The sequence below is a fragment of the Hyalangium sp. genome (assembly GCF_045802625.1).
Taxonomy (GTDB): Bacteria; Myxococcota; Myxococcia; order Myxococcales; family Myxococcaceae; genus Hyalangium.
Map to the genome: position 1 here is coordinate 34,029 of NZ_JBJMQP010000156.1, position 22,647 is coordinate 56,675.

Annotated in this window: 18 protein-coding genes; 3 read left to right on the top strand and 15 right to left on the bottom strand. The window is 67.4% G+C overall.

Annotation, left to right across the window (positions count from 1 at the left end; all coding sequences use genetic code 11):
• Window positions 1-44: 44 nt before the first annotated feature.
• Window positions 45-1,115, bottom strand: coding sequence for a helix-turn-helix transcriptional regulator (locus tag ACJ8AT_RS28230; protein ID WP_407740990.1), 1,071 nt, complete (start codon window positions 1,113-1,115; stop codon window positions 45-47).
• Between the two features lie 133 nt (window positions 1,116-1,248).
• Between ACJ8AT_RS28230 and ACJ8AT_RS28235 the strand changes: the two genes are divergently transcribed.
• The 3 genes from ACJ8AT_RS28235 (at window position 1,249) to ACJ8AT_RS28245 (ending at window position 3,826) form a co-directional block, all read left to right on the top strand.
• On the top strand, window positions 1,249-1,524 hold the full coding sequence (locus ACJ8AT_RS28235; RefSeq protein WP_407740991.1) for a DUF2604 domain-containing protein: 276 nt from the start codon (window positions 1,249-1,251) through the stop codon (window positions 1,522-1,524).
• Between the two features lie 331 nt (window positions 1,525-1,855).
• A complete protein-coding gene (locus ACJ8AT_RS28240; RefSeq protein ID WP_407740992.1) occupies window positions 1,856-2,287 on the top strand; it encodes a putative metal-binding protein in 432 nt (143 codons plus the stop codon).
• A 3-nt stretch (window positions 2,288-2,290) separates the two neighbouring features.
• The gene (locus tag ACJ8AT_RS28245) at window positions 2,291-3,826 is read left to right on the top strand and encodes an E2 ligase fold family C protein (RefSeq protein ID WP_407740993.1); all 1,536 of its coding nucleotides are present in this window, start codon (window positions 2,291-2,293) and stop codon (window positions 3,824-3,826) included.
• 10 nt (window positions 3,827-3,836) lie between these two features.
• On the opposite strand, the gene ACJ8AT_RS28250 is transcribed toward ACJ8AT_RS28245, so the two are convergent.
• The 14 genes from ACJ8AT_RS28250 to ACJ8AT_RS28315 all read right to left on the bottom strand — a co-directional run bounded on the left by ACJ8AT_RS28250 (window position 3,837) and on the right by ACJ8AT_RS28315 (window position 22,448).
• Window positions 3,837-4,337, bottom strand: coding sequence for a Mov34/MPN/PAD-1 family protein (locus ACJ8AT_RS28250; protein WP_407740994.1), 501 nt, complete (start codon window positions 4,335-4,337; stop codon window positions 3,837-3,839).
• A 68-nt stretch (window positions 4,338-4,405) separates the two neighbouring features.
• Complete coding sequence (locus tag ACJ8AT_RS28255) at window positions 4,406-5,605, bottom strand: glycosyltransferase (RefSeq protein ID WP_407740995.1); 1,200 nt, start codon at window positions 5,603-5,605, stop codon at window positions 4,406-4,408.
• Window positions 5,606-5,732: 127 nt separating this feature from the next.
• Window positions 5,733-7,172: a serine/threonine-protein kinase gene (locus ACJ8AT_RS28260; RefSeq protein WP_407740996.1), complete on the bottom strand. Its 1,440-nt coding sequence runs from the start codon at window positions 7,170-7,172 to the stop codon at window positions 5,733-5,735.
• Between the two features lie 177 nt (window positions 7,173-7,349).
• On the bottom strand, window positions 7,350-7,736 hold the full coding sequence (locus ACJ8AT_RS28265; protein WP_407740997.1) for a hypothetical protein: 387 nt from the start codon (window positions 7,734-7,736) through the stop codon (window positions 7,350-7,352).
• A 69-nt stretch (window positions 7,737-7,805) separates the two neighbouring features.
• Window positions 7,806-13,220 (bottom strand): hypothetical protein, encoded by a 5,415-nt coding sequence (locus ACJ8AT_RS28270; RefSeq protein ID WP_407740998.1) that lies wholly within the window; start codon window positions 13,218-13,220, stop codon window positions 7,806-7,808.
• A 216-nt stretch (window positions 13,221-13,436) separates the two neighbouring features.
• The gene (locus ACJ8AT_RS28275; RefSeq protein WP_407740999.1) at window positions 13,437-15,254 is read right to left on the bottom strand and encodes a hypothetical protein; all 1,818 of its coding nucleotides are present in this window, start codon (window positions 15,252-15,254) and stop codon (window positions 13,437-13,439) included.
• Window positions 15,255-15,261: 7 nt separating this feature from the next.
• Window positions 15,262-16,317 carry a PilW family protein gene (locus tag ACJ8AT_RS28280; protein WP_407741000.1) on the bottom strand — a complete coding sequence of 352 codons (1,056 nt, stop codon included), beginning with the start codon at window positions 16,315-16,317 and terminating at the stop codon, window positions 15,262-15,264.
• Window positions 16,311-16,709, bottom strand: coding sequence for a hypothetical protein (locus ACJ8AT_RS28285; RefSeq protein WP_407741001.1), 399 nt, complete (start codon window positions 16,707-16,709; stop codon window positions 16,311-16,313). Before ACJ8AT_RS28285 ends, ACJ8AT_RS28280 begins: the two co-directional genes overlap by 7 nt.
• Window positions 16,706-17,212 carry a Tfp pilus assembly protein FimT/FimU gene (locus ACJ8AT_RS28290; RefSeq protein WP_407741002.1) on the bottom strand — a complete coding sequence of 169 codons (507 nt, stop codon included), beginning with the start codon at window positions 17,210-17,212 and terminating at the stop codon, window positions 16,706-16,708. The genes ACJ8AT_RS28285 and ACJ8AT_RS28290 overlap by 4 nt, the downstream gene beginning before the upstream one ends.
• Before the next feature lie 46 nt (window positions 17,213-17,258).
• Window positions 17,259-18,089 carry an alpha/beta fold hydrolase gene (locus ACJ8AT_RS28295; protein WP_407741003.1) on the bottom strand — a complete coding sequence of 277 codons (831 nt, stop codon included), beginning with the start codon at window positions 18,087-18,089 and terminating at the stop codon, window positions 17,259-17,261.
• 8 nt (window positions 18,090-18,097) lie between these two features.
• Entirely contained in the window at window positions 18,098-19,117 is a 1,020-nt protein-coding gene (locus tag ACJ8AT_RS28300; RefSeq protein WP_407741004.1) for an alpha/beta fold hydrolase, read from the bottom strand.
• A 34-nt stretch (window positions 19,118-19,151) separates the two neighbouring features.
• A complete protein-coding gene (locus ACJ8AT_RS28305; RefSeq protein WP_407741005.1) occupies window positions 19,152-20,279 on the bottom strand; it encodes a fatty acid desaturase family protein in 1,128 nt (375 codons plus the stop codon).
• A gap of 43 nt (window positions 20,280-20,322) precedes the next feature.
• On the bottom strand, window positions 20,323-21,510 hold the full coding sequence (locus tag ACJ8AT_RS28310; RefSeq protein ID WP_407741006.1) for a class I SAM-dependent methyltransferase: 1,188 nt from the start codon (window positions 21,508-21,510) through the stop codon (window positions 20,323-20,325).
• Window positions 21,507-22,448: an alpha/beta fold hydrolase gene (locus ACJ8AT_RS28315; RefSeq protein WP_407741007.1), complete on the bottom strand. Its 942-nt coding sequence runs from the start codon at window positions 22,446-22,448 to the stop codon at window positions 21,507-21,509. Before ACJ8AT_RS28315 ends, ACJ8AT_RS28310 begins: the two co-directional genes overlap by 4 nt.
• Window positions 22,449-22,647: the final 199 nt, after the last annotated feature.

Here is a 22,647-nt window from a genome sequence, read left to right on the forward strand (position 1 = left end):
ACGTCAGCGGTTTGCTGGGGGAGTTTGGCCCCCATTCCTCGTAGTCAGGACTTCCTGTCGGCCCTCGGCGAGGTACTGCGGGCTGCGCTGCGCTCCGAAGCGGGGCGGGGCGAGGACTCGACAGTTACACCCTCGTAGCGCTGGGCCATAGCGCGGGCCTTCTTTGCGACCTTTGCCCGAAGTTCAAGCGGCGCGATGACCTCGGCCTCGTCTCCGAAGCCCAGCACCCACGCCTCCACTTCGGGGCAAACGTGCACGTCAAGTGTAACGCGCACTTCTTTATCCGTGAAGGTGGCATTCTGCGAGCGGTGCCACCTGTGCGTGCGCACGTACGTGGCCCAGCGCGGAGCAAGGCTTACCTCCACCCTTTGCACCGATTCGCTGTCGCTCATGAAGACGCCGAAGCTGCTGGCGAAGACCTGCTCGGGGTCATACTCGGCGCGGCTTGGGTATTCGAAGGTGCTTTCAGTGACTTCCGCGTTCTTGATGCGGGAGAACCGGAAGGCGCGCTGCGCCCCGTCTTCCAGACGGCCAATGAGGTACAATTGGTGGTTGTACACGGTGAGCGACAACGGCTTCACGGTGCGACTGCTCACCACGTTGTCGAAGTCCTGGTAGTCGAACGTCACTCGCCTTTCGTGCAGTACCGCGTCAATGAGGTCATCCAGTTGCCCGCTCTCGTCCGGCAAGGACACCTCACCTCCCTGGGAGAGGAAGACGAACTTCCGCTCGATGTGGCGGAAGATGCCGCCGCGGCGGAACTGCCGGATGATGAGGTCGCGCGCTTCACGAAAGGCAGTTTCGTAGGTAGTCCCGGCGAACAAGGGGGCCAAACTGGCTCCGAAGCACGCCGCAATGGCCGTTGGAAGCTTAGGGCCTTCGAGCAAGGCCGTACGATCGAAACGGTAGACGCGGTTGCGCCCCTTTCTTTCGCTGACAACTCCCCGAAGGCCCGCCACGGCAGCCAATTGCCGATCTGCCGCAGCGAGTTTGAGCCCAAGCCTGGCCCCCACAGTCCTGCGGTCGTGCTCCTTCCCCAGTAGGAGATCCTCGATCAACTGAACTGTCCGATTGAGGCGGGTCAAACGCCCCTGTTCCGAGGTGCCCTTTTTCATCCTCCTCGCACGATCTCGTGATCCTCAGATAGATGCAACAGGTAGGGCAGCTTGTCAGAGGAATCCTACGGCAGTAGTCATCCTCAGCGTACAACAATGCCAGCGGGCGCTGGCTATTTTCTAGGAAAACCCGATGACCCAGGAAAACATCTTCATTAACCTCGTCCTCGTCGTCGCTGGCGAAGACGTAGTGCTGCACCACGTCAACACCCACGAGACCCTTGACGCGGTGCGCAACAAGGCACTGCAGGAGAGTGGCAACGCCTCCCGCCCCTCCAAGGACTGGGAGATCCGGAGCGAGCAGGGCGTATTGATCCCCCCTACCGCAACGCTCGAGAGCCTGGGCTTCATGCCCGGCACCCAACCGCCCAAACTGTTCCTGTCGCTGGCGGTGGGCGCGGGCGGGTGAGTCCTCTCTCCACCCTCGCGCAGTGGAAAGCAGAGATTCTTCAGGCCAAGCGTGGGGCCAAACCCTAGGAGCTTCGGGCTTGGCCCACAAAGAGGTTGCGCCCAAGCGGTAGGAAGCCATGCGAATCGAACCAGCCGTCAGTCGCGCGAAGTTTGAAGAAGAAGTCCGACATCTCGACTCGCAGGCGGAGACGCTCCGTAAGCGTGGTTGCTGGGTACAACGGGTGTCCTACCCGGATGTGGATGTTGTCTTCCTGCCTCAAACTCCTCTGCGGGTAGCCCTCCCTATGCAACGGGTGGGTGGACTCATCGTCCAACCAAGAGGTTCCAGCATGGAGATGGGATCCATCGAGTGTAGATCACTCGCTGGGCGCGCCTTCGGTGTCAGGGTTCTGATGGACGACTACGACCAACGCGCCCCGTCCATCACCTTCCGGGATCCATGGACCTGGAACCTCTTGCCGTACAACGAGCTACCTGTTGGGCACACTGTTGACGAGAACGGCAAGGCGCTCCGTGTCCTCTTGGATGAACACCCGGACACGAAGCACCCGTTCCTGTGTTTGCGCGGGACGCGCGAGTATCATGAGCACCCTCAGCACACCGGGGATGAGTGGATGTTGTACCGCGGCCACAAGTGCCTTTTCGACCTGCTCTCGTTGGTATGGCTCACCTGTATTCAGCAAGCCTACCCACACATCCTGTTCATGCCCCCTGCTTCCTGCCAGTTGAGGTGGGAGCCACAACCCCTTGGGCAGAGGTGACCCATGGCGCTAGCACGCTTCTTCAATCGCACCCTGGCAGCAACTGGCCGCGCGCTGAGCGTCTCGCCCGAAACCTTGGAGACAGCGTTGGCCAACCACGTGGTGGGCGTCGTCTGTGGCGTGGACTGTACTGCGGAGGGCAACTCCCGCTGGATTGCCGAACTACTCGTCAACCTCCTAGCTCGGCTCTATCCCCGCTTAGCCATTGAAGCAGACCCAGCCATACGGGAGCACCTGCTGGGAATCGCTCGTTCCATCAACCCACGCATCACCACTGAGGAGGCTCAGAACAGCACCGTAACAGTAGTCGTGGGTATGGGAGAATCCTCCCGGCCGCATACGCTCTATGCTCGCGCGGATGGGTGGGTAGCTCGCGTCTTATTGCAGCCTTCGCAGCATAAAGCAGGCCCGGTCAACCCTTACTCCTCGGCCGCCACAGCCTCACTCGCCGCTGGGGAAGTGTTTCGCATCATCTTCCACGAGCATTTTCCGAAACACCGAGAGCCCCGGGAGGTAAACCTGTCGCTCCTTGACTTCAGCACTTTGTCGGGCGAGAACGAGCCCTTGGGGACTGTGAACCTTGGACAAGTAGCTCTGGTGGGCGTTGGCGCTGTTGGCAATGGGGCGCTGTGGGCACTGGGCCGCCACGCCTCGCTCACTGGCGAGATGTGGCTCGTAGATCCCCAGCCCTTGGAGGTTTCCAACCTCCAGCGATACGTGCTGGGGATGGATGCGGATGAAGGCAGGGCAAAGGTGGACCTTGCGGATGCGACACTTCGTAAAACCGACCTACAGCGCCATCTGTGCAAGGAGTCGCTGGAGGGCTTCGCCGACCGTTTCAAGGGTGGCTTCTCCATACCCACGGTCTGCGTTGCGGTGGACACGAAGGACGGCAGGCGGGCCGTGCAGGCACTTCTACCTCGGTTGGTCCTCAATGGTTATACGAGTGACAGTGGGCTGGGAGCGTCCTGGCACGTATTCGATAACAAGAATGCATGCCTTGCTTGCTTGTACCAGCCTGCTAACGTGATGCCGAGTCAGACTGACATGGTGGCAGAGGCCCTCGGCCTGGAACTCCATCGGACGCAGGAGTTGTGGATTCGTGACGGGATCCCTGCACCGGAGGACTTGGCACGGATAGCGCGGCATCTGGGGCTCAACCCCAGCGAGATGGAAGAGTGGCGGGGCAAGCGGCTCAGAGAGATCTACACCGGGGTTATCTGTGGCTCTGTGCGGTTGGATCTGCAGGGGCGTGGACGCTTGGAGGCGCTCCCATTGGCACATCAGTCCGTGCTAGCTGGTGTTTTCATGGCTGCCGAGCTTGTGAAGCGCTTGACGCCGTCCCTCAACGCCCATAGCCAGCAGCAACCTCTGATTCAGTGGTTAGATGTTTTGAGTTGGCCTCCCACTACGTGGGTTCACCATCGCAATCGAGTGAGTGGCTGTATCTGCGAAGACTCGACGTACCAAGAGGTTTTTCACAAGAAGTGGCGATCGGTGTTGCAGCCACCTCCAAATGGAATGACCTCTGCTTTGTAATTTTTCCAAGTCAGTCAACCACTTGAAAAATTCTCTGCGTATCTTTGACAGGAATCTCAAGCCACTGCGCATTGCGAAGCCGATATATGGCCCATTCAGGCAGAGTGTGCGCCGTTCGGGCGAAATAAGGAACAACGAGCGAGAAGCCGCCTTCGGTCGTAACGATGGCATACCGGTCATCTGTTTCCGAATGATACGCCTCGGTAGGATGGCTATGGATTTGAGCAATCAACCGAAGGCGCTTCTCGCTGAGGAAGCGATTGAGAGAAAACAGGGTCTCTGTCGTGACGAAGTACCCGACACCCTCTTCTGATCGGATCGACTCCTGCGGGGGAATAAGAGTGCCCTGGATTGTGGCCACCGCGTCCTCGATGAGCCCTACCCAGAGAACGAGCCCCTCGTTACCCTCAGAACCAAAGTTCTGGAGGGCACGAACTGTCTCGACCAGCACCCTCCGCGAGAGACGGACAATCTCCACTGTAGCAAGGGAATTCCGCTTGGCGTTCTGCATCAGCAGATCGTACCACTCCAGCCCGCTACCGATAAAAGTCCAGCTGACGCGGCCTTGAAGCTCTGAAACTAGGCCACTGCCAACAGAGGCTTCCTGTCCGCCGCGAGCTTCTCGAGCAGCTTCACCACATGTTCGAGACCTGGCAGCTGCTCGGCCTCCCGCTGGAAGCGCAGCGCGCCCTCCCGGTACGAAGGCGTGGTGAGCACCTCGCGCACCGCGCCCCGGAGCTGCTCCGGAGTCATCGTCAGGGGGTTCACCACGCGCGCCACACCCAGCTCCTGGCAGCTCTGGGCGTTGATCGGCTGATCCGCGGCGATCGGCACGATCACCAGCGGCAGCCCATGGCTCAGCGCGGACGTCACGCTGTTGTAACCCCCGTGGAGAATGGCCATCGTGCACTTGGGGAACAGGAGCGTCTGGGGAATGTAGCGCTCCACGTGAATGTGCGGCGGCTGCGCCCCGAACACCGCCGGATCCTGGTCCCGCCCCACGGTCATCACCAACTCCACCGGCTCGTCGCGCAGGGCCGCGAGGATGGTGTGCAGCGGCTTGTGCACCTTGTTGAAGACCGTGCCCAGCGTCGCATACACGACCGGCCTCCCGCTGGCGCCGAGCTGCTCGGCCCAGGCCGGCAACCGCTCGTCGCCGGATTGATCGAAGATCGCCGGCTTCAGGTAGTGCGTCGTCGGAGTCAGCGGCGGGTTGCCCAGGTAGGAACCGGGCGCGAAGCACAGGTGCAGGTAGCGGTAGAGCATCTCCTGCTTCGGGTCCGGCGGCAGTCCCAACGTGGCGCGCAACTCATCCAGACGCTGAGTCATCACTTCATTCCGAAACCCCTGGGGCCGCCCAGCCCCCACCTGGATGGTGCCGCAGGGAATGCCCAGGTGCGCGCCGACAACACAGGCCCCGAACTCCATCATCTCCCGCACGAGGAGCTCCGGACGCCACTCGGCTGCCACCCGGATCAAGTCCGGCACCATGCGCGAGGCGAACTGGCCCACGAACATGTCCGCGACGTGCCGCTGCTGGGACTCGGGGGTGGCGCGCATCATCCGCTCGGTCCGCGACTTCATGTCTTCGTCGCTCAGCAACGTGGCCTGATCGCTGCCCGCCGCGAAGTGGCGGAAGCCGTTGCCTTCCACCGCCTTGCGGAAGGATGCCGCCGTGGCGAAGGCGACCTCGTGTCCCGCCTGCTGGAGCCCACGGGCCAGCGGGACCAGCGGGTGGAAGTGCCCGTAGGCGGGAAACAGCGTGAACAGGACGCGCATGGGAAGTCCGTGAGAGCGAGAGCAGTGGAGGTGCTTCCCTGCCTGCTACTCGGGGCTGGCTCTTCTCTCAAGAGCCCCTCCGGTGGGCCTTGTCACCCACGTCTCCCATCACGCCAGGAGCGCAGCACTACTGTGGCTTCTTGGAGGTAGGTGGTGGCTGTGCCCGCTCGGTGATGGGCCAGAAGCATGCGCCCTTCCACTCGTATGCGCCGTCGCCACACGGCGGGGTCAGCGTGAGCCACGGTATCCAGCACCCTCCCTTGATCGCGACCGTTCCGCGCCGTCGGCAGGGAGCGCGCATCTGCCCCGGAAGCGGCTCGTCAGGCACTTGCACGGTGAGCGCCCCTGGCACAGCAGACGAATCTTCAGAGGTCACCCGTACGGTCACCGAGGCATCGCCTACTCCCACCATCCCGCCATCCTCCTCCAGCCCCTCGTCCAGTTCCTCAGCCTGTACGAACTGGGAGGACTGGACACGTGGGCTGTCGCCCCTCCAGCAGATTCCGACCATCAGCAGCACCAGCCCCACGGCAGCCACCAAGAGTCGGGCCCGCACTCTCCAGCGCTCACCTGGTGACTCCGTCAGTACGCGCACGGGCGCGTTCTCACGCTCTGGAGAAGCTTGCTCCACGCCAGCCACCGGAGGCTGCCGACGCCCCACCAACGGAACATCCGCCTCGGGTCCCGCACGCTCCGCCGCAAGCTCCGCGGCCTCGGCGATCTCGCGCGCCGAGCCTCGCGCCTCGGGCCCTGCCGCCAACATCCGCTCGATGAGGACCGCCAGCTCCGGTATCACCCGCGCGTTGAGCGCCTGAGGCGGTTCCCGAGGCGGCGGGGGCTCGCGAATCGGATCTTCTCGCGCTTCCGGATCCGTCCCCGGAGGTGGGTAGCAGCCCGTCACCAACCGGTAGGCACTGACTCCCAGCGCATAGAGATCGTCATAGGTGCGCGACTCGTAGTGAACGCCCCGCTCCCGCAGGTGCTTCCACTGGAAGCGCAGCGCCTCGGGACCTCGGTACTCACGAGTGCCGGGCGGCATCAGGCTCTCGGTAAGCGGAGGCGCTCCAGCCCAGGTGCCAGAGCCGAAGTCCATGAGGAAGGCTCGGCCTTCGGGCTCCACCAGGATGTTGTCTCCCTTGACGTCCCGATGCAGCCCCCCCGACATGTGCAACACAGCAAGGCCCCCAGCCACCTGCGCCACCACCTGGAGCACCTGACGTGAGGTGGGCTCGTGCACCCGCGCCCACTCGTACAGCGGCCTCCCCTCGATCCACTGCATGACAAGATAAGGGTGCCCTCGCCCTTCATCCGTATGCCACCAGCCCCGATCCACCAACTCCGGGATGGCGGGATGATGGGTGCGCGAGAGCAGCTCCGCCTCTCTCAGGAATCGCGGGTCATACGCGAACAGTGCCAGCTTGAGCGCCACGGGGACAGAGCCCGGGCGGCTCGCGCGCCGAGCCCGATACACCACGCCGTACGTGCCACGCCCGGCATAGCCCTCGATCCGCCAGGGCCCCACCATGTCCCCAGGTCTGAGCGAGTCAGGAGTGAGTGCGTCCGGCATCGTATGCCTCGGCCTGCAGAGGACGGCCCGTTCCGCCCGCCTCGCAGCCTACTCAATGAGTAGACATGCGTCGTGCCGCTGTGCCAGACATGCCGCGTGACAGACTCCGGCACTCCCGCGTGCCTCAGAAGAGGCACGCGAAGAGCGTGCCGTGCTCAGCCCGCCTCCCCTCTCGCCTCAATCGCCGTGCTTGCCGTGCCCCCAGCCGTGGCCCCGGCCGTGCTCACCCCGGTCATCATCGTCGTCGTCCCGGTTCCCCTTCGCCTTCACCTTTTCGTCCACCCGGAGCAGCGAGCGCGAGTAGGCGTCGTAGTCCAGGTGCACATGGCCCTTGGCACCGGGCGCGAACGCGTCGAACTTCACCTTCCAGACGTTGTTGCCCGTCATGTGGGCATCCTGGAGTCGGCACTCGTAGCCATGCGAGCGGCAGTACCCGTAACCCAGGTTCACGGCCTCGTTGTACGTCATCTGGCGAGGCGGCGGTGGCGGCAGGCCCCGCCGAGCCGGAACGACCACGCAGCCAGGGATCAACAGCAGGACACCCACGAGCATGAGGATTCGCATACCGCCTCCATACGACCAGAGAGGCCGGTTCATCAAATCCATCCCGCCTCCGGGACAGGCGCGGCAGCGTCACCCCTCCCACGTGGACAGCAGCGAGCGCACCCGCGCGTACCTCAGGAGCAGCCGCTCGCGGTAGGCGCTCAGCACCACCATGAAGCCCACCACCAGCAGCCCCAGCAGCGTGAGGAACGCCGCGCCCACCCGGTGGTCCCTCATGCCAAAGCGCGCCAGGTTGGCGACGATGCACGTCACCAGGAACGCGCTGCCCAGGTACACGTAGGAGCGGATGCGCAGCGCGATGCCCGCTGCCACTCCGAGCAAACACACGAGCACGCAGAGCATCATCCCTCCGGAGTCGCTGAACATCAGCGGCTGCCAGGCTCCGGCCACGTAGATGATCGTCACCGCGCCAGTGCGCAGCTTCGCCGCCGTCTCGGGCTCGAGCGACTCCCGGAACACCCTCAGCAGCACCAGCAGCGAGAGGCCGGCGGGGATGACGTAGTACTGCGGCTGGCCCGCGCCGGTGCCCGCCCAGACGACGAGCAGGGCCGCGTTGAAGGCCACCACGGAGGCCAGGGAGGCGATGCCCCGGCGCGACGGGTGCGTGGCGAGCGCGGCGAAGTGCGCGGCGTGGCCCACGAGCAGGGCGGCGGCGTAGAGCGGCTCGCTCCAGGGCGCGGTGAGCAGGCCCGCCAGCGGGAAGAGGAAGGCGCCCAGCAGCGCGGGCCGGCGGAAGGCGGGCAGCCCCGAGCCCTCGCGCTGCACGAAGACATAGAGCCCGGAGAAGAACGCGCCGCCCACGAGCGCCACCAGGCTGTCCGTCCCATTCAGCCCCGAGACGCCCATGCCCAGCAGCCGGGCGCCGAGGTAGCCCAGCGCGACGGTGGCCTGGGCGAAGGACGCGGAGAGCTCGTCCTCCTCGCGGGCCGCGCGGCGCACCAGCGCCACCAGCAGCACGGTGAGCCCCGCCCCCATCACGAGCCCCTCCCGCACCGCCCCTTGCGTGCCGTCCACGAGCACCAGGCCCACGAGCACCTCGAGCAGCGCCACGGAAGCGAACAGGTGCCCCACGGCCCGGCGCACCTTCTCTCCGGCCACAGCCAGCGCCACCGTCGCGAGCACCGCGGTGAGCGCGCCCAGGTGCGGAAGGATGAGCTCCTTGCCCTGGCCGTGGGAGAACTTCACGCCCAGATACATGACCAGCACGTGAGAGAAGACGAGCGTGGCGAGCCAGCCCACCACCTCGCGCTCGCGGCGCCGGTGGACGACGGCCCACGCGGCCCCGGTGGCCAGCGCGAAGCTCAGCGGAGTGCTCACATGCTTCATGCTGTCCAGGCCCCCGAGCGCCAGCAGCGAGAGCATCCACCCGCCGTGGTGCAGCGCGCGGCCCACGTTGAAGCCACGCTCCTCCACTTGCGTACCCGCCAGGCACAGGGCGAGCCCCGTTCCGCTGACGACCACCGGGAGCCACTCGGGCGGAACCGTGGCCACGAGCACCGCTCCCAGCAGCGCGATGGCGACATAGGCCATCCACCCCTGGCGCGTCGCCATGAGCACGAGCGCGGCGAGGCCCGCGGGGACCGCCACGGCCATCGGCAACGAGCCAGCGCCGCGATCAATCAGGAGATAGGCCACCAGGCCCCCGAGCGTGAGCGCCCCACCCACCCAGAGCGGCTCGCTCCAGGTGTCCTCGAGGCTCGGGAGCACCTTCGCTGCGGCGGCCGAGAGCGTGCGCTGCACCCGGCCCGACTGGCACAGGGCGGACAGAATCGCGGCGGCGAGCGCCACACCCGCGAAGGCGAGCGCCGACAGGGGCCGCGCTTCCAGGAACGCGTACGTCCCCGTCTTACCGAGCGACGTGACGGCCAGCGCGAGCACGGACGCGGTGAGCAGCCAGCGCGAGGACAGCAGGAACGCCGCCAGGAAGAGCACTCCCGCCACACCGGCGAGAGCGCCCGGAGTCGGGGCAATGAGCGCGGACACGACGGTGAGGCAGAGCGCGCCCCCGGTGACCACGGGCCGCAGCGTCGAGTCCTCGGGGCCACGGAAGAACGCCGCGAGCATGGCCGGGCGGTGGTACTCGAACACGCCCAGCGCCAGCAGCGCGACCGCCGCCACGGGCCGGGCCTCGGGGACGAAGGCGAGCATCAGCGTCGCCAGCCCCACACGCAGCGCAGGCAGGAGGCCTGGCATGAGCGCGAGCGCCACCGCGAGCACGCTCACGGGCACGGGGCCACTGTTCTCCACCAGCATCCCGACCCCCACCAAGGTGAGAGTCCCCTGCATCCACTCGGTGAGCGCGAGCGCCTGCCCCTCCCCCGCCGCCCTGCCCAGCAGCAGGGAGCGCGCACCCGGCAGATGCTCCACGGCGCGGACGATCAGGAGCGCGAGCAGCGGCAGCGCGGGCGCGAAGTCGGGAACGGGCTTCACGACGAGCATGGCCGCCGCGGTGAACAAGGCCCCGAGCGCCATGAAGAACGGCTGACGGTTGGCGCGAGTCCACAGCAGCGGCAGCACCAGGGTCGCCGTCATCAGGAGCGCCACGGGCTTGTGGCCCCAGGGAACCAGGCCCACCCCGAGAATGAACGCCGAGCACAAGGTCGCCGCGAGCGCGAAGCGCCGCCCCCCCGCTAGCACGGAGACCACCGCGGGCAGTTCCTCCAAGAGCGCGATGGCGCTCAGGGCCGCCGCCAGCCCCAGCAACCCCTCATGGTACGGAGCGAGCCCCAGCGCCGCATACCCAGCGGCGAAGATGATGCTGAGGGACGCGGGCAAGGCGCGAGCGGTGAGCAGCGAGGCCAGCGCCGCGCCCAGCAGCAACACGGAGTCATCATCCCAGCGATGCGCCACGATGACCGGGACGGCAACCGTCAGCAGGGCCACGAAGCCCGCGGTGGTGGTGCTCGCGCTCCGTCCCCAGCGAGCGGCGACGAGCGACGCGCCCAGCCCCCAGAAGATGATCAGCGCCACGGAGAGCTCAGGCGACATCCCCTGCCACGGAGTGAAGAGGCCATGCCAGGGAGGCAGGAGCGCCAACCCCGCGATGATCACCGCGAAGGGCCGCATCGCCGGGAAGCTGAGCGAGGCCACCGCCACCGCCGCCGCGGAGGCCAGGAGGATGACGCCGAGCGCGGGGTTCTGCATCGCCGTCGCCACGCCCACGGCCAGGAAGGCGTACACGATGCCAGACACGCCGAGCAGCCGCAGCAGCCCCTTGCGCTCGCCCAGCACCGCAAGCGCCAGCGCCGCGGCGGCCATGGCGGGAGATGCACCCTCCAGCGTCCTTACATGGATCGGCACGTAGGCGGCCACCAGCTTGGGCAGGGCGGCGGCGACGACAAAGCCCGCCAGCGCCAGCAGCCACGGATCCGCCAGCGCCCAGCTCGCCAGGAGCGCGGCCACGCCCGAGAGCGCCACCCCGAGCGCCCCCGTCGCCCCAGCGTCCGAGGTGATGCCCATGAGGAAGCCCGCCAGCGCCAGCACCCCCACCGCCCCGCTGAAGATGTTCCGGGTGGTGCGGGAGCACAGGCTGGCCAGGACCGCGTACGGCAACGCCGCCACACCGCACGCCACGGACGCCTGCGCCGGCCCCACGAGCGAATAAGCCGCGAAGGGCAAGGCCAGCGTCACGAGCGCTCCCACGAAGGAGAGATAGACGCGCTCGAACCACAGGCCACTGAAGACGCAGAGGATGCCCAGCGCCAGGGCACTCCAGAGCGCCGGGCGATGGTCCGGGCCCATGTGGGCCAGCAGGACGAAGAGCACGCTGGCCGCCGCCGTGCAGCGCAGCAGCACCTCCGCAATTCCCAACTGGCGCCCGTCCCCACCGCGCTCCGAGCGCGCCATCAGCCGGGACGCCAGCACCACGCCCACGAGGACGAAGGGCAGCGCGGTCAGCGCTCCGAACTGCAACGGCAGGGACTCGGTCGACGTGTAGCCGAGCTTCGCCTTGATGCTCAGCAAGAGCGCATTCATGAAGCCCGGAATGAGCTGACTGCTGGAGCCATAGGCGAGGTACGCCCCGAAGTACGCGGGATAGAGCCAGCGCAGCCTCGGGAGCGTCCCGAGCGACAGCCGGTACATCGTCCAAGTGAAGACGGCCGAGGTGACGAAGAAGGCCGGAGCAGCCCCCAAGCCGGCGAGGACAAGGCACCCCACCTGGAGCGCCGCCACGGTGATGGCGAGCGGATCCGCCGCCTGCTCCTCGCGCAGCTCACGGAAGGCCAGACACGTCGCCAGGAGGAAGGCGATGAACGGGGCGTAGGTGCCCACCGAAGGAGGAGTCCCCGCCGCCACGAGCGCCACGTGCAGCCGGATCGCGAAGATCCCCATCAGGTAGAGCGGAGCGCCCAGCGCGAAGGCAAACGCGGCGGCCCCTCGAGGCTCCGGAGTGGGCCGGCGAGAGATCAAGAAGAAGAGCACGCAGGGCAGCGCGTTCAGCCACAGGGCCGGAGCACCCGCCTTCGCGGCGATCGGCCCCAGCCCCATCATCATCGTGGCGCCCACCATGCCCACCTGGACGAGAGGCCGGGAGACCCCATCCAGCGAGTCACCTGGCCGCCGCACCAGCCAGGCCGAGAAGACGGACCACCCCAGCAACAGCGGAACGAGCAGCAGGGGCTGAACGCCATGGATCTGGCTGTCCGCCTCGAGCGAGAACATCCCGCCCGTGGGCCCGAGCGCGAGGCCCGCGAGCGGCGCCACCGCCGAGCCGATGATGCCGAGAATCCGTCCCGCGTTGCGCAGATCCTGCCGCCGTCCCAGGAAGGCACCCCAGGCGGAGAAGACCCCGGAGTAGAACGCGGTCATCCCGAACACGACGAGCGAGCGTGAGAGCGACGTCATGCCCTCCCAGCTCTCGAAGACGAAGTACAGGGTGCCCGCGAGGATGAGGAAGCCGCCCAGGAACCAGGCGATGCTCTCGTAGAGGAAGGGCCGCCAGAGGCGATTCCAAGTGGAGCTCTCCTCGACGACGCGAGCGGCGATGCTCCGCACCGGCGGCACATCGAAGATCGGCTCGGTGGTCACCGGAGGCAGCATCTGCTCTGCCTCGGGGAGCGGCTCGGGCTGCGCCTGCGGAGCCTCACCCTCCTGCCGCGCCTGCGCGCCCGCGGCCTCCTCGGTGCGCTGGCTCTCCGCAGCCGGGGGAACCTCCTCCACGGGCGCCATGAAGAAGGCTTGGATTGGCCCTTGCGCTACCTCCGGCACGGGCGCGGGCTGCACCGCGGGCACCTCTTCCGCGGCGGCCTGCACCACCACCGGAGCCGCGAGCTGCTCGGAGCCGGCGGCCTCGGCTGCGGGAGCCTGCACGGACGCATCCGCCAACACGGAGAGCAGGATCCGAGCCAGCCGCTCATAACGCTCGGAGATGTACCGCCGCGCACCACCGGGCACTTCATTGGAGTCCCAGTGCGTCAGCTCCTGGAGCAGAAAGTGGACGTGAGCGAGCTCCGCCTCCAGCGCCTCGCGGGGCCGCGTCGTCATCACGCTCCCGCAGAGGATGCACTGGCGGCCGCCGACACGCTCCTGCTGGCATTGAGGGCAATACATGAGCCCATCCTCTAACAACAGGTGTGCCATCGGCGAGTCCCCAGCAATCTCGGGCGCTTGGCAGGCTCGCGGCCCCGCATGTGGAACCGGCGCGACGCAGTGCGCAGCGCCCGCGTGCACGTCGATGCACAACCCGGCGCCGGCCCGCGCTCAGTACGCGGACTCGGAGAAGAGCCGCACACGCACCGGAGGTCCCACGGGCAGTGGCGGCAACCGAGGGACGGACACCGTCGAGGAGCCATTCATCTGGACGGCATCGCCATACACCGCGCTGGAGCAGGTGGACGCGTTCTCCGCCACGAGCTGGCCCTCCACGTGCGAGTCGCCGTTCAGCTCGGCCTGCTCGTGCACCATCACCACCGCGCTGGCGCCACAGGTGTGGATGCGCGAGCTGCTCCCGCGCAGCGCCAGATCCCTGCCCGCCAGCAGCACGAAGCCCTTGGGGCTCGCCGGAGGGAACGAGAGCGCTCCCGCCTCGTGGAGAATGCTCCCGGTGGCGATGAGGCTCGCGCCGTAGCCGGGCACAGCGCTGAGCGCCGTGCAGTCCGGCGTATCACCGCGGAAGCGAAGATTGCCCTCCACGAACCAGACGCCTCGCGGGAGCCGCCCGGACATGCCTGCCAACAGGTACTCGAAGGTGACGTTGGGCACATCCCTCCGTCCCAGCCCCAGCGTATCGGGGTAGAGGGCCGTGTCCTGCGCATCACAGCCAGCACCACCCGAGGTGAACCCCCCAGCGCCATCCGCGCGCCAGACGAGCGGCGTCTTGTCACTGGAGAAGGTCAGCGAGGGAGTGCGGCCTTGGAGGCCTGGATCCGCGTCCGACAGGTGGATCTCCATCGGAGCCTTCTTCGGGGTGGCGTCGAACATCACCCAGCACGTGGCACACTCCGAAGGGCTGCAGATGCGAGGCGCGGAGCGCGGCGAATGGCAGGTGGCGTAGTTCCACCCGTACAGCCTGGCCTGAGCCGACTTGTCGTCCCACCGCAGATAGAAGAAGGGCTGGCAGGGAGCTCCGACGCAGTCCTGGGGAGCGTTGGTGACGTCCCACGCGGACACTCGGGGAGGCGGAGGTACCGGCACTCCGGAGACGCATGTGTCTCCCGCACTCATCCGCCCCGAGCGAGCGGTGCACTGGGCTCCCCCACTCTCGGCAATGCAGGCATCTCCCGAGCCGCACGAGTTCCACAAAGGCCCCACCGAGCATGCCGCTCCGCAGAGGCACCCGCCCTCGATGGAGCCCGTCGCCACCACGTCGCCGAACGGGCCGCACGTATGCGCGGAGCCCAGCATCCTCACGGTACCGCCCGCGACGATCCCCGCCGGATCCCCCGGCCCCACGAGCACCCGCAGCGTGCTGTGCGCGGCGTTGCCTTCCAGGCTCGTCCCGGGATGGACACCGATGACGGTGACCCACACCATTCCATCCCGATCCCGCACGGGGTTGTCCCGCAGGACACCGAGGGCAGGTCCTTCCAGGCAGTTGCCCGAAGGATTGTTGCCCGTAGCGGGGGCGAGCGTGGGCGGGGCCTGCGCATCGTCATCGTTGTCGTCGATGCGCACGAAGTACGCCCCGTCCGCGTCATCATTGGCAGGCACGCGCAGGTAGGCCTTGCCGCTGGACGAGGCAACGACGCGCTTGCCGTCCGCGAAGGGCGGCAGGTGATCATCCAAGGTGCCGCCCCCCACAGACGGCAGCATGGAGCAATCGGTGTCCAGGCCCGGGTCCAGGGCCCGGTCGAGATCCACATCGCGCTCCAGCAACCCTCCGAGGTACGCGCGGGTGCGCTCCAGCCCCTCCTCGGCGAGCGCCCGCGCCTGGGCGTCGCTGCGCTCGAAGCTCGCGGTGGCACCTTCGTCTCCCGCGCGCTGCTGGGCGATCGCCACGAGCAGCACCAGGGCCGCGAGCAGCAGCATCACTGCGAGCAGGACGTAGCCACGAGGGTGGCGCGAGGAGGAGGGCGACACGGGGTTCCTAATGCCTCAGCGCGACAGAGGTGAAGGTGTCATAGCTCACCGGCGTTCCCGAGACGGATCCACTCAGGTGCAGTTGTACCTCCACGCGTCGTACCCGCCGGAGGTCCTCGGCGGACAAGGGCAGCGTCGTGAGTTCGACGCCCTGTGCATCGAAGTACCGGAAGGCCAGCCCCTTGGAGCTGGCGGAACGCAGCAGCGGCTCCCAGGATGTTCCATCCGTCGAGGAGCCGCAGGGACAAGAGAGGACGTTCACGGAGGCGGGGCTGCCCGCCGAGCTCCAGCACTGCTTGCGCTCCACGGCCCCTTCCTGGAGTCGATAGAACACGCGGTCCAGGGAAGCCACCCAGCCGCGGTTGGGCACATCGAAGAAGTCCGCGGGTAGGCGCTCGTTGAGCTGAAGGGCGGTGCGGCCACCCGTCGTGGCGAAGAGGCCCGAGCTCACCTGACGCTCCACCCAGCGGCCCACGCCATCCACCAGCACCAGCCACTCGCCGGGCCGGTACTTCTTCAAACCCCAGGGACAGGTCGGCGCGGAGGCAGGTGAGGTGCGGCAGTCCACTCCGGAGGCGGTGAGCAGCAGCGACGCCTCATCGGTGTGGCAGGCCGCGGGTGAAGAGCCGTCCACGTCACAGCCGCCATTCAGCTCATTGAGCAGCGCCACCCCGCGATCAGGCAGCGGCGGATTGAGCGGGTTGGCGGCGAAGGCGGACAGGCCGTTGAGGCTCGCGTCTGGCCGGGGGAGATCCGCGACGAAGGCCAGCGACGTCTCGCTCGCGGCGATCAACGGTCCGGGATAGGTCTCCCCATCGCCTTCCCGGCGAGCCCGCGTGGGCCGCCCCAGCCCGGCCTGTCGCAGCTCCCGGGCGAGCTGCCCCAGCACCAGGCTGGCGTCCTGCTTGAGCCGAGCAAGCTGCCCGTCCTGCTGATCCATCCGCGAGCGGTGCACCAGGTAGCCCATCATCGCCGTCAGGATGATCACCGCCACGCCGCTGGCGACGATCACCTCGATGAGCGTGAAGCCTCGCCGCGAGCGAGCGGACGTGCGCGCTACCATCGCAGCACCTCCCTCACCACGGAGTGGCCATCCCCCGCGGTGATGGTGACCTTCGCGCGCATGTAATGGATCGAGGAGAACCCCATTCGGACATTGGGATCCTCCACGAACTCGGGAACGATGCTCCAAGCCCACTCCGGGTGCCCCTGCACGGTGCCGCTGGACGGCCTTGCCCATACGGGAGAGTTCGGGGGCTGGGCGCGCAGGAACTCGAGCCGCTCGGTCGCGGCGCGCTCCATCTCCAGATCATCGATGCCGCGTGCGAGGCTTCGCCGGGATTCCACCTCACCAGACGCCAGCGCCGCGAGGGTCAGCGACAGAATGACTCCGCCCGCGAGCGCCTCCATGAGCAGGTGCCCTGCCCTGCTCCGCTTCGAGCGCCAGCGCCTCACGGGCAGCTTCCTCCTGCATCCTCGAGGACGCACACGGGGCCGCTGGGCGCCGCCACCACGACGCGCGAGGCGTCCGTGCCGCCAACCTGGAAGCTCCAGGCGGCATCGCCCCGAATCCGCCCGGTGGGGCGGAACACGAGCGTGCTCGGCTGCTCCTGGTGCACCTGCATGCGCTCGGGGAGCCTGATGCGCTCCACCTCGACAAGAGCGAGCGGATCCACGGGGGACTCGCAGTCGGCATCCCGGCGGCGGCTGACCTTCAGCATGTCGCCCGGAACGCCCGGCCGCACGGGGATACCATCCGCGAGCACCTCGACCTGATGGCAGCGCCCGGTATCAACGGCGCGCTGACGGGCGCGCACCAGGAGCTGGGCGGTGGCGTCCGTGGCCTGATGGAGGCGGAAGCGCGCCTGAAGCGGCTGCAGGCCGACAGCGGTCATAGCGCTCATCAGCGCGAGCAGCGCCACCGTGACCATCAACTCCATGAGGGTATAGCCGCCCATCCTCCCCTAGCAGACCATGAACGTGCCCAGGAGGGCACCTCCCTGGCTACCGCACCCAGGCCCTCAATCGCTCCTCGTACTTCCCCGCTTCTTCCAGGGTAGGGAAGTGGCCGCAGCCGTCCAGCTCGACAAGCTTTGCGTCGGGCAGTGCGTGGAGCAAGGCTGAGGGAGAAGTGCCCTCATGCGTCCGGTCCGCCCGGCCCCACAGCAGCAGCGTGGGTTGACGGATGGCGCCGTACTCCAGCTCCGCGGAGCGCTGCAGAGACTGGTACGCCGAAGCCAGCTCGAAGGAGCCGCCCTCACGGAGGGATTGGAGCGTGGGCTGGAGGTACCGCTTGCGGATCCGTGCCTCGGTCCCTTCGGGCAGCGCCACCTTGTACCAGTGCCGCGCGATGAAGCGCTTGCCGAGCGACACGAGGGCCTGTCCCACGCGGGGCGTGTGGATGAGCCCGCAGACGTCGGTGCCCTTCGCCCAGGTCTGCATCTGGCTCTGCGTGGACACCTGAGCGAGCACCAGCCGCTCCACGAGCTCCGGCCGCTGGCGCGCCAGGCGCATCCCCGCCAGCGCGCCCAGGCAGGACATCTCCAGGATGGCGTGGCGCACCGCCAGCCGCTCCAGCAGCCCGGCCATGACCTCCACCTGGAGTTCGAGGCTGAAGCGTGCCCCATCCCGTAGCGCCGAGCGCCCGAAGCCAGGGAGCTCGAAGCAGATGACACGGAAGTCCCGCGCCAGCCGTTCGATGACTTCACGGTGGTGCTCGATCAAGTTCGGTGGGTCGGGGACGATGACGAGCGTCCTCCCCGCCTGCCCTGTCACCCGCGTGTGGACGCGCGCCCTCGGCAGCTCCACGAAGAAGGAGCGTTCCTCCGTCGGCATGGCTGTCATCACGCCCCCACTCTCTCAGCCCGGGGAGCCAAAGCCTGAGGAGCCTCGTCCTCCACCTCTCGCGTGGGGAGGCTCCGCCGCAACACGGGCACGGCAATCGAGGCGAGAGATGGCGCACTCCCCTCTTCGCGCCGACGCAACTGGAACGAACTCGTAGAGGCCGTACGCAACCAGCCGGACACTTCTTCCCACCAACCCTCCGGGCACTGCTGCGAATCGAAGAAGCCCGAGTGCCCCAGCCCGCGCAGCTTCAGCCGGGAGTGCTCCACATGGCACCAGAGGGCCGGCGCGGAGACGTAGTAGTCGTGCAGCAACACCTGCACGGCTTGCCTCGGCGCGTAGAAAGTATCGTCCTCGAAGCTGAGTGCGAGCAGCGGGAACGAGCAGCCCGAGAAGCGCGCTGACCGCGACTCGCCCGAGGGCCACAGGTAGTGCTCCGCGAGCCCCCAGCGCGCGTAGTCCTCGGCGACGCCTCGCTCCAGATCATCCAACCCCACGAAGGAGAGCGGCAGGCGGCCGAAGAGCCTCAAGCACAGCGGGATGTAGAGCCGGAAGAAGAGCAGCACGCCGTAGCGCTTCCAGCCACTCCAATGCCGCCAGCAGCCCCGCTGCGACGCGACGAGCGCCACCGCACCCAGCTTCGAGTGGTTCTCGGAGAACGGGAGGATCTGCCCACCAATGCTGTGGGCCACGGCGACGAGCCGCTCGGGAGCGAACAGCTCGGAGGCCCACTGGATGATGGCCGTCACATCCAGCTCACCCCAGGCGCGCATGGAGGCGGTGTGCCGGGCCTCTTCCGGCAACACCGAGTGGCCGATGCCTCGGTAATCGAAGGTGACCACCCGCCAGCCATCACGGGCCAGCCACCGCGCGAAGGATTCATATTTCTCCTGCCGGGCCCCTACCGCGCACAGCAGCAGAGCCACCTCGCGCGGCGCCTGGGCTTCCGCCTGATAGGTGGTCACCGCCAGGGGGAGGCCATCTCGGGTGACGACAGTGTGGTGCTGGCACTGGACCATGGAGTGTTTCCTCACGCGCCCGAGAGCGAAGAACTCAAGCCACCTCTTCCTGCTCGAAGGTCAACTCCCAGGCATCGCTCCGCCGGGCCTCCGCGACGGGCACGGCTCCGCGCAGCGCTTCGAGCTTCGGATAGACAGGCTTGGGTCGGCTGAAGACAACCAGCGACTTCCAGATCGCCTCCCTCCAACCGAGCGTGCGGTAGGGATAGCCATTCTCCTCGCAGAAGCGCTTCAGGATGCGGCTCATCTCCGGGTAGTACACGTGGCTGTAGCCGGGGAAGAGGTGGTGCTCGATCTGGTAGTCCACGCCCGCGCAGAAGAGCCGGCCGAAGAAGCCCGTGCGGAAGTTCAACGTCGTGGACGTCTGCAAGAGGATGTAGTCGGCCTTCCGGAAGTACTCGGCTCGGCCCTTGCCCTCGCGGTCCAGGAAGGCGGCCTCCTCCGGGAAGTGCGCGGGAGCAAATGCGATGAAGATGGCATAGCCCAGCAGCACCACGCGCACCGCGTACAGCGCCAGCACGGCGAGCGGCCCGAAGAAGATCGCGGGGATCACCAGCCACAAGGCCACGTGCCCCACGAGCATGAGCGCATCGTAGACGTGGGCGGCCTTGCGGCGAGCAGGATCCCGCAAGCAGCCGATGACGTAGCGCACTCCGGTCTGCTGGACGTTGGCCGCGTTGAAGGCGATGGCGAAGAAGATGGCCAGCGCCTGGTGCTCGAACCACCAGCGGCGCAGGCCTCGAGCCTCCGCCACATCCCTCTCGGTGATCGTGAACACGGGGAGTAGGTCCGCGTCGTCATCGAGCCCGATCACGTTGGGCGTGGGGTGGTGGACGGCCACATGCTTCTGCCACCAGTACGTGGCGGACATCCCCAGGAAGAGCGGATAGCCGAAGTAGGTCAGCGCCCGGTTCAACCACCGCCGGTTGGCGGTGGCGTAGTGCGAGGACGTATGGGTGTTGGTCGCGACGCCCAGCGAGCCCATCGTCGAGAGGAGCACGCCGAGCGCCTCGAGCAGCACGTTCCGGGACACCACCACGAGGGCGAGGCCTCCCAGCGCGAGCGTCACGTGGAAGGCCAGCTCGGTGAGGAGCCGCGCCGTGGGCTTGCGGTTCCAACCACGCGCGAGGAACTCCTGGTTCAGGGCGGACAGTAGATGCACGGGTGATCTCCTTGTGTGGCTTGAAGGCGATGGAGCGGGTGACTCAGACGCGGTGGAGCGGCATGGGGGCCGCGTAGTCCTTGGTGAACAGCACCTGGTAGACCGTGCCGTCCGACGCGAGCGGCGCCGCGACGCAGCAGTGCAGGTAGTACTCCCAGAGCCGGCGGAACGCGGCGTCGTAGCGCTTCGGATCCAGGCGGTGCTGGTTCTGCTGGAAGCGCGTGAGCCAGTGCTTCGCCGTGTAGTGGTAGTGGCGGACGATGTTCTCCACGTCGCGGATGGCGAGCCCCTGGCGCTCCAGGTGCGTGGCCACCTCCGAGAGCTTCACCTGCCCCGAGCCGGGGAAGATGTAGCGCTGGATGAAGGGATCATGCGTGTTGGTGGGCGCGCTGGTGCCGATGGCGTGCACCAACCCCAGCCCCTGCGGCGCGAGCGCCCGGGCGATCCGCGAGAAGTAGCGCCGGTACTCCTTGCGCGGCAGGTGCTCCAGCATTCCGACGCTGACGATCTTGTCGAAGCGGCCGTCGATGGTGGAGTGGTCTCTCAGCTCCACGCGGATGCGGCCGGCCAGCCCGGCGCGGGCGATGTTCTCGTTGCCGCGCTCGGCGTGGCGCTGGCTGTTGGTGATGCCCACTCCCGTCACGCCGTAGTGCCGGGCCGCGTGGATGAGCAGGCCGCCAAAGCCGCACCCGATGTCCAGCAGCTGCTCGCCGGGCTTCAGCTCCAGCTTCCGGCAGATGCGGTCCAGCTTGTTGCGCTGGAGCTCCTCCAGCGAGTCCTCGGGCGAGAGCGCGTAGCCGCACGAGTACGTCATCGACTCGTCGAGGAAGGACTCGAAGAGCTCGTCGCCGAGATCATAGTGGCGCTGGACGTAGCGCCACTGGGCGCCCGACAGCTTGTTGCCGAGCTGCACGCGCAGCACCTTGAGCGCCGTGCGCGGGTCTCCCCTCACCTTCCGGTCAATGCGGTTGCGCAGCAGCAGGGTGAGGAACTCGTGGAGCTCGCCCTCCTCGACGGAGAAGTCGCCGTCCACGTAGGCCTCGCCCATGCCCAGGTTGCCCTGGCTCAGCACGCGCGAGAAGAAGCGGTCATCGTGGATGCGGAGCGTGACCGCGGGTGCTCTCTCCTTGGCACCGGCCGTGAGGGACTTGCCCTCCAGGACCAAGCGGAGGCTGCCATCGGAGACATGACGATTCAGGATCTGGATGAAAGTGTCTTGGGCCAGGTTCATGACACGACAGGGGGCTGAGCAGGAGAATGTGACGCTCCGGGCTGCACCCCGCCGGCCGCGGGGCGAGCCTCAGAAGCCTGCTGCCGCAGCCAGGAGGCCATCTCCTCCCACAGGGGTGAACGGAAGCTCTCCCGCAGCCACCCGAAGTGATCGATGGAGTCGACCTTCAGATCAGCCGGGGTGAGGTGGCGATGCTCCTTGTGCGCGCGAGGGTAGAAGCCGAGCAGGGCCGCCACGGCGGCGCGAGGCGCGAAGCGATCATCGGAGAAGCTGTACCCGAGCAACGGGCCGGAGAAGTCATCGAAGTACGGGCGCAGCGGCACCCCGTGCTCGTCGGAGATGTAGTTTGGGTTGCGGCACCAACGGGCCCACTCGCGAGCCACACCACCCGGCAGGTCCTCTCCCAGGCCGAGCTTCTTCGCGGGGAAGTAGCCGAGCAGGCGCACCGCCGTGGGGAGCCCCACGTACCAGAGGAACGCGAGCTGGTAGCGCCGCGGCCCTTCCCAGTGGCGCCAGTAGCCGCTCTGCGCTCCCACCGCGAGCATGGCGGAGACGTGCTGGATGCGATCCGTCATCCCCAGCAACTGCCCGCCCGAGCTGTGCCCCACCGCGAGCAGCGGGCTGTGGGGATACTGCTCCACCACCCAGTCCACGGCGCCCGCGAGATCCCGAGTCCCCCAATCCACCATGCGCGCGCTCAACGCGCTCAGCGGCTCCGTGCGGGAGCCTCCGATGCCCCGGTAGTCATACGTGAGGACATGCATCCCCTGTCCCGCGAGGAACCGGGCGAACTTGTCGTAGATCGTCCGCTTCACGCCCGTGGCCGGGTTGATCAGCACCAGGGGCCGGTCGTGCTCCCCCTCGGAGGAGTAGAGCGTGGCGGCCAGCCGGAAACCGTCGGTGGCGGGAATCGTCAGCTTCTCGAAGTGGATGTCCATGTCTCGCTGCCCTCGCGCAACGGGCCTCGGTGCTGAGGCCCTGTCCTGAAGTTGGGCGCGTGACGGCTCCGCTGCCGTCACCCTGGGGGGTCGAGTTCGCTTGGCGCTGATGTGATTGGCGGCTTCCTCCGGCCGGACTCCCGAGCGAGCGAGCAGCCCCGCGCGTCACGTTTGGAGCGAGGGGTCTCGGTCTCGAACG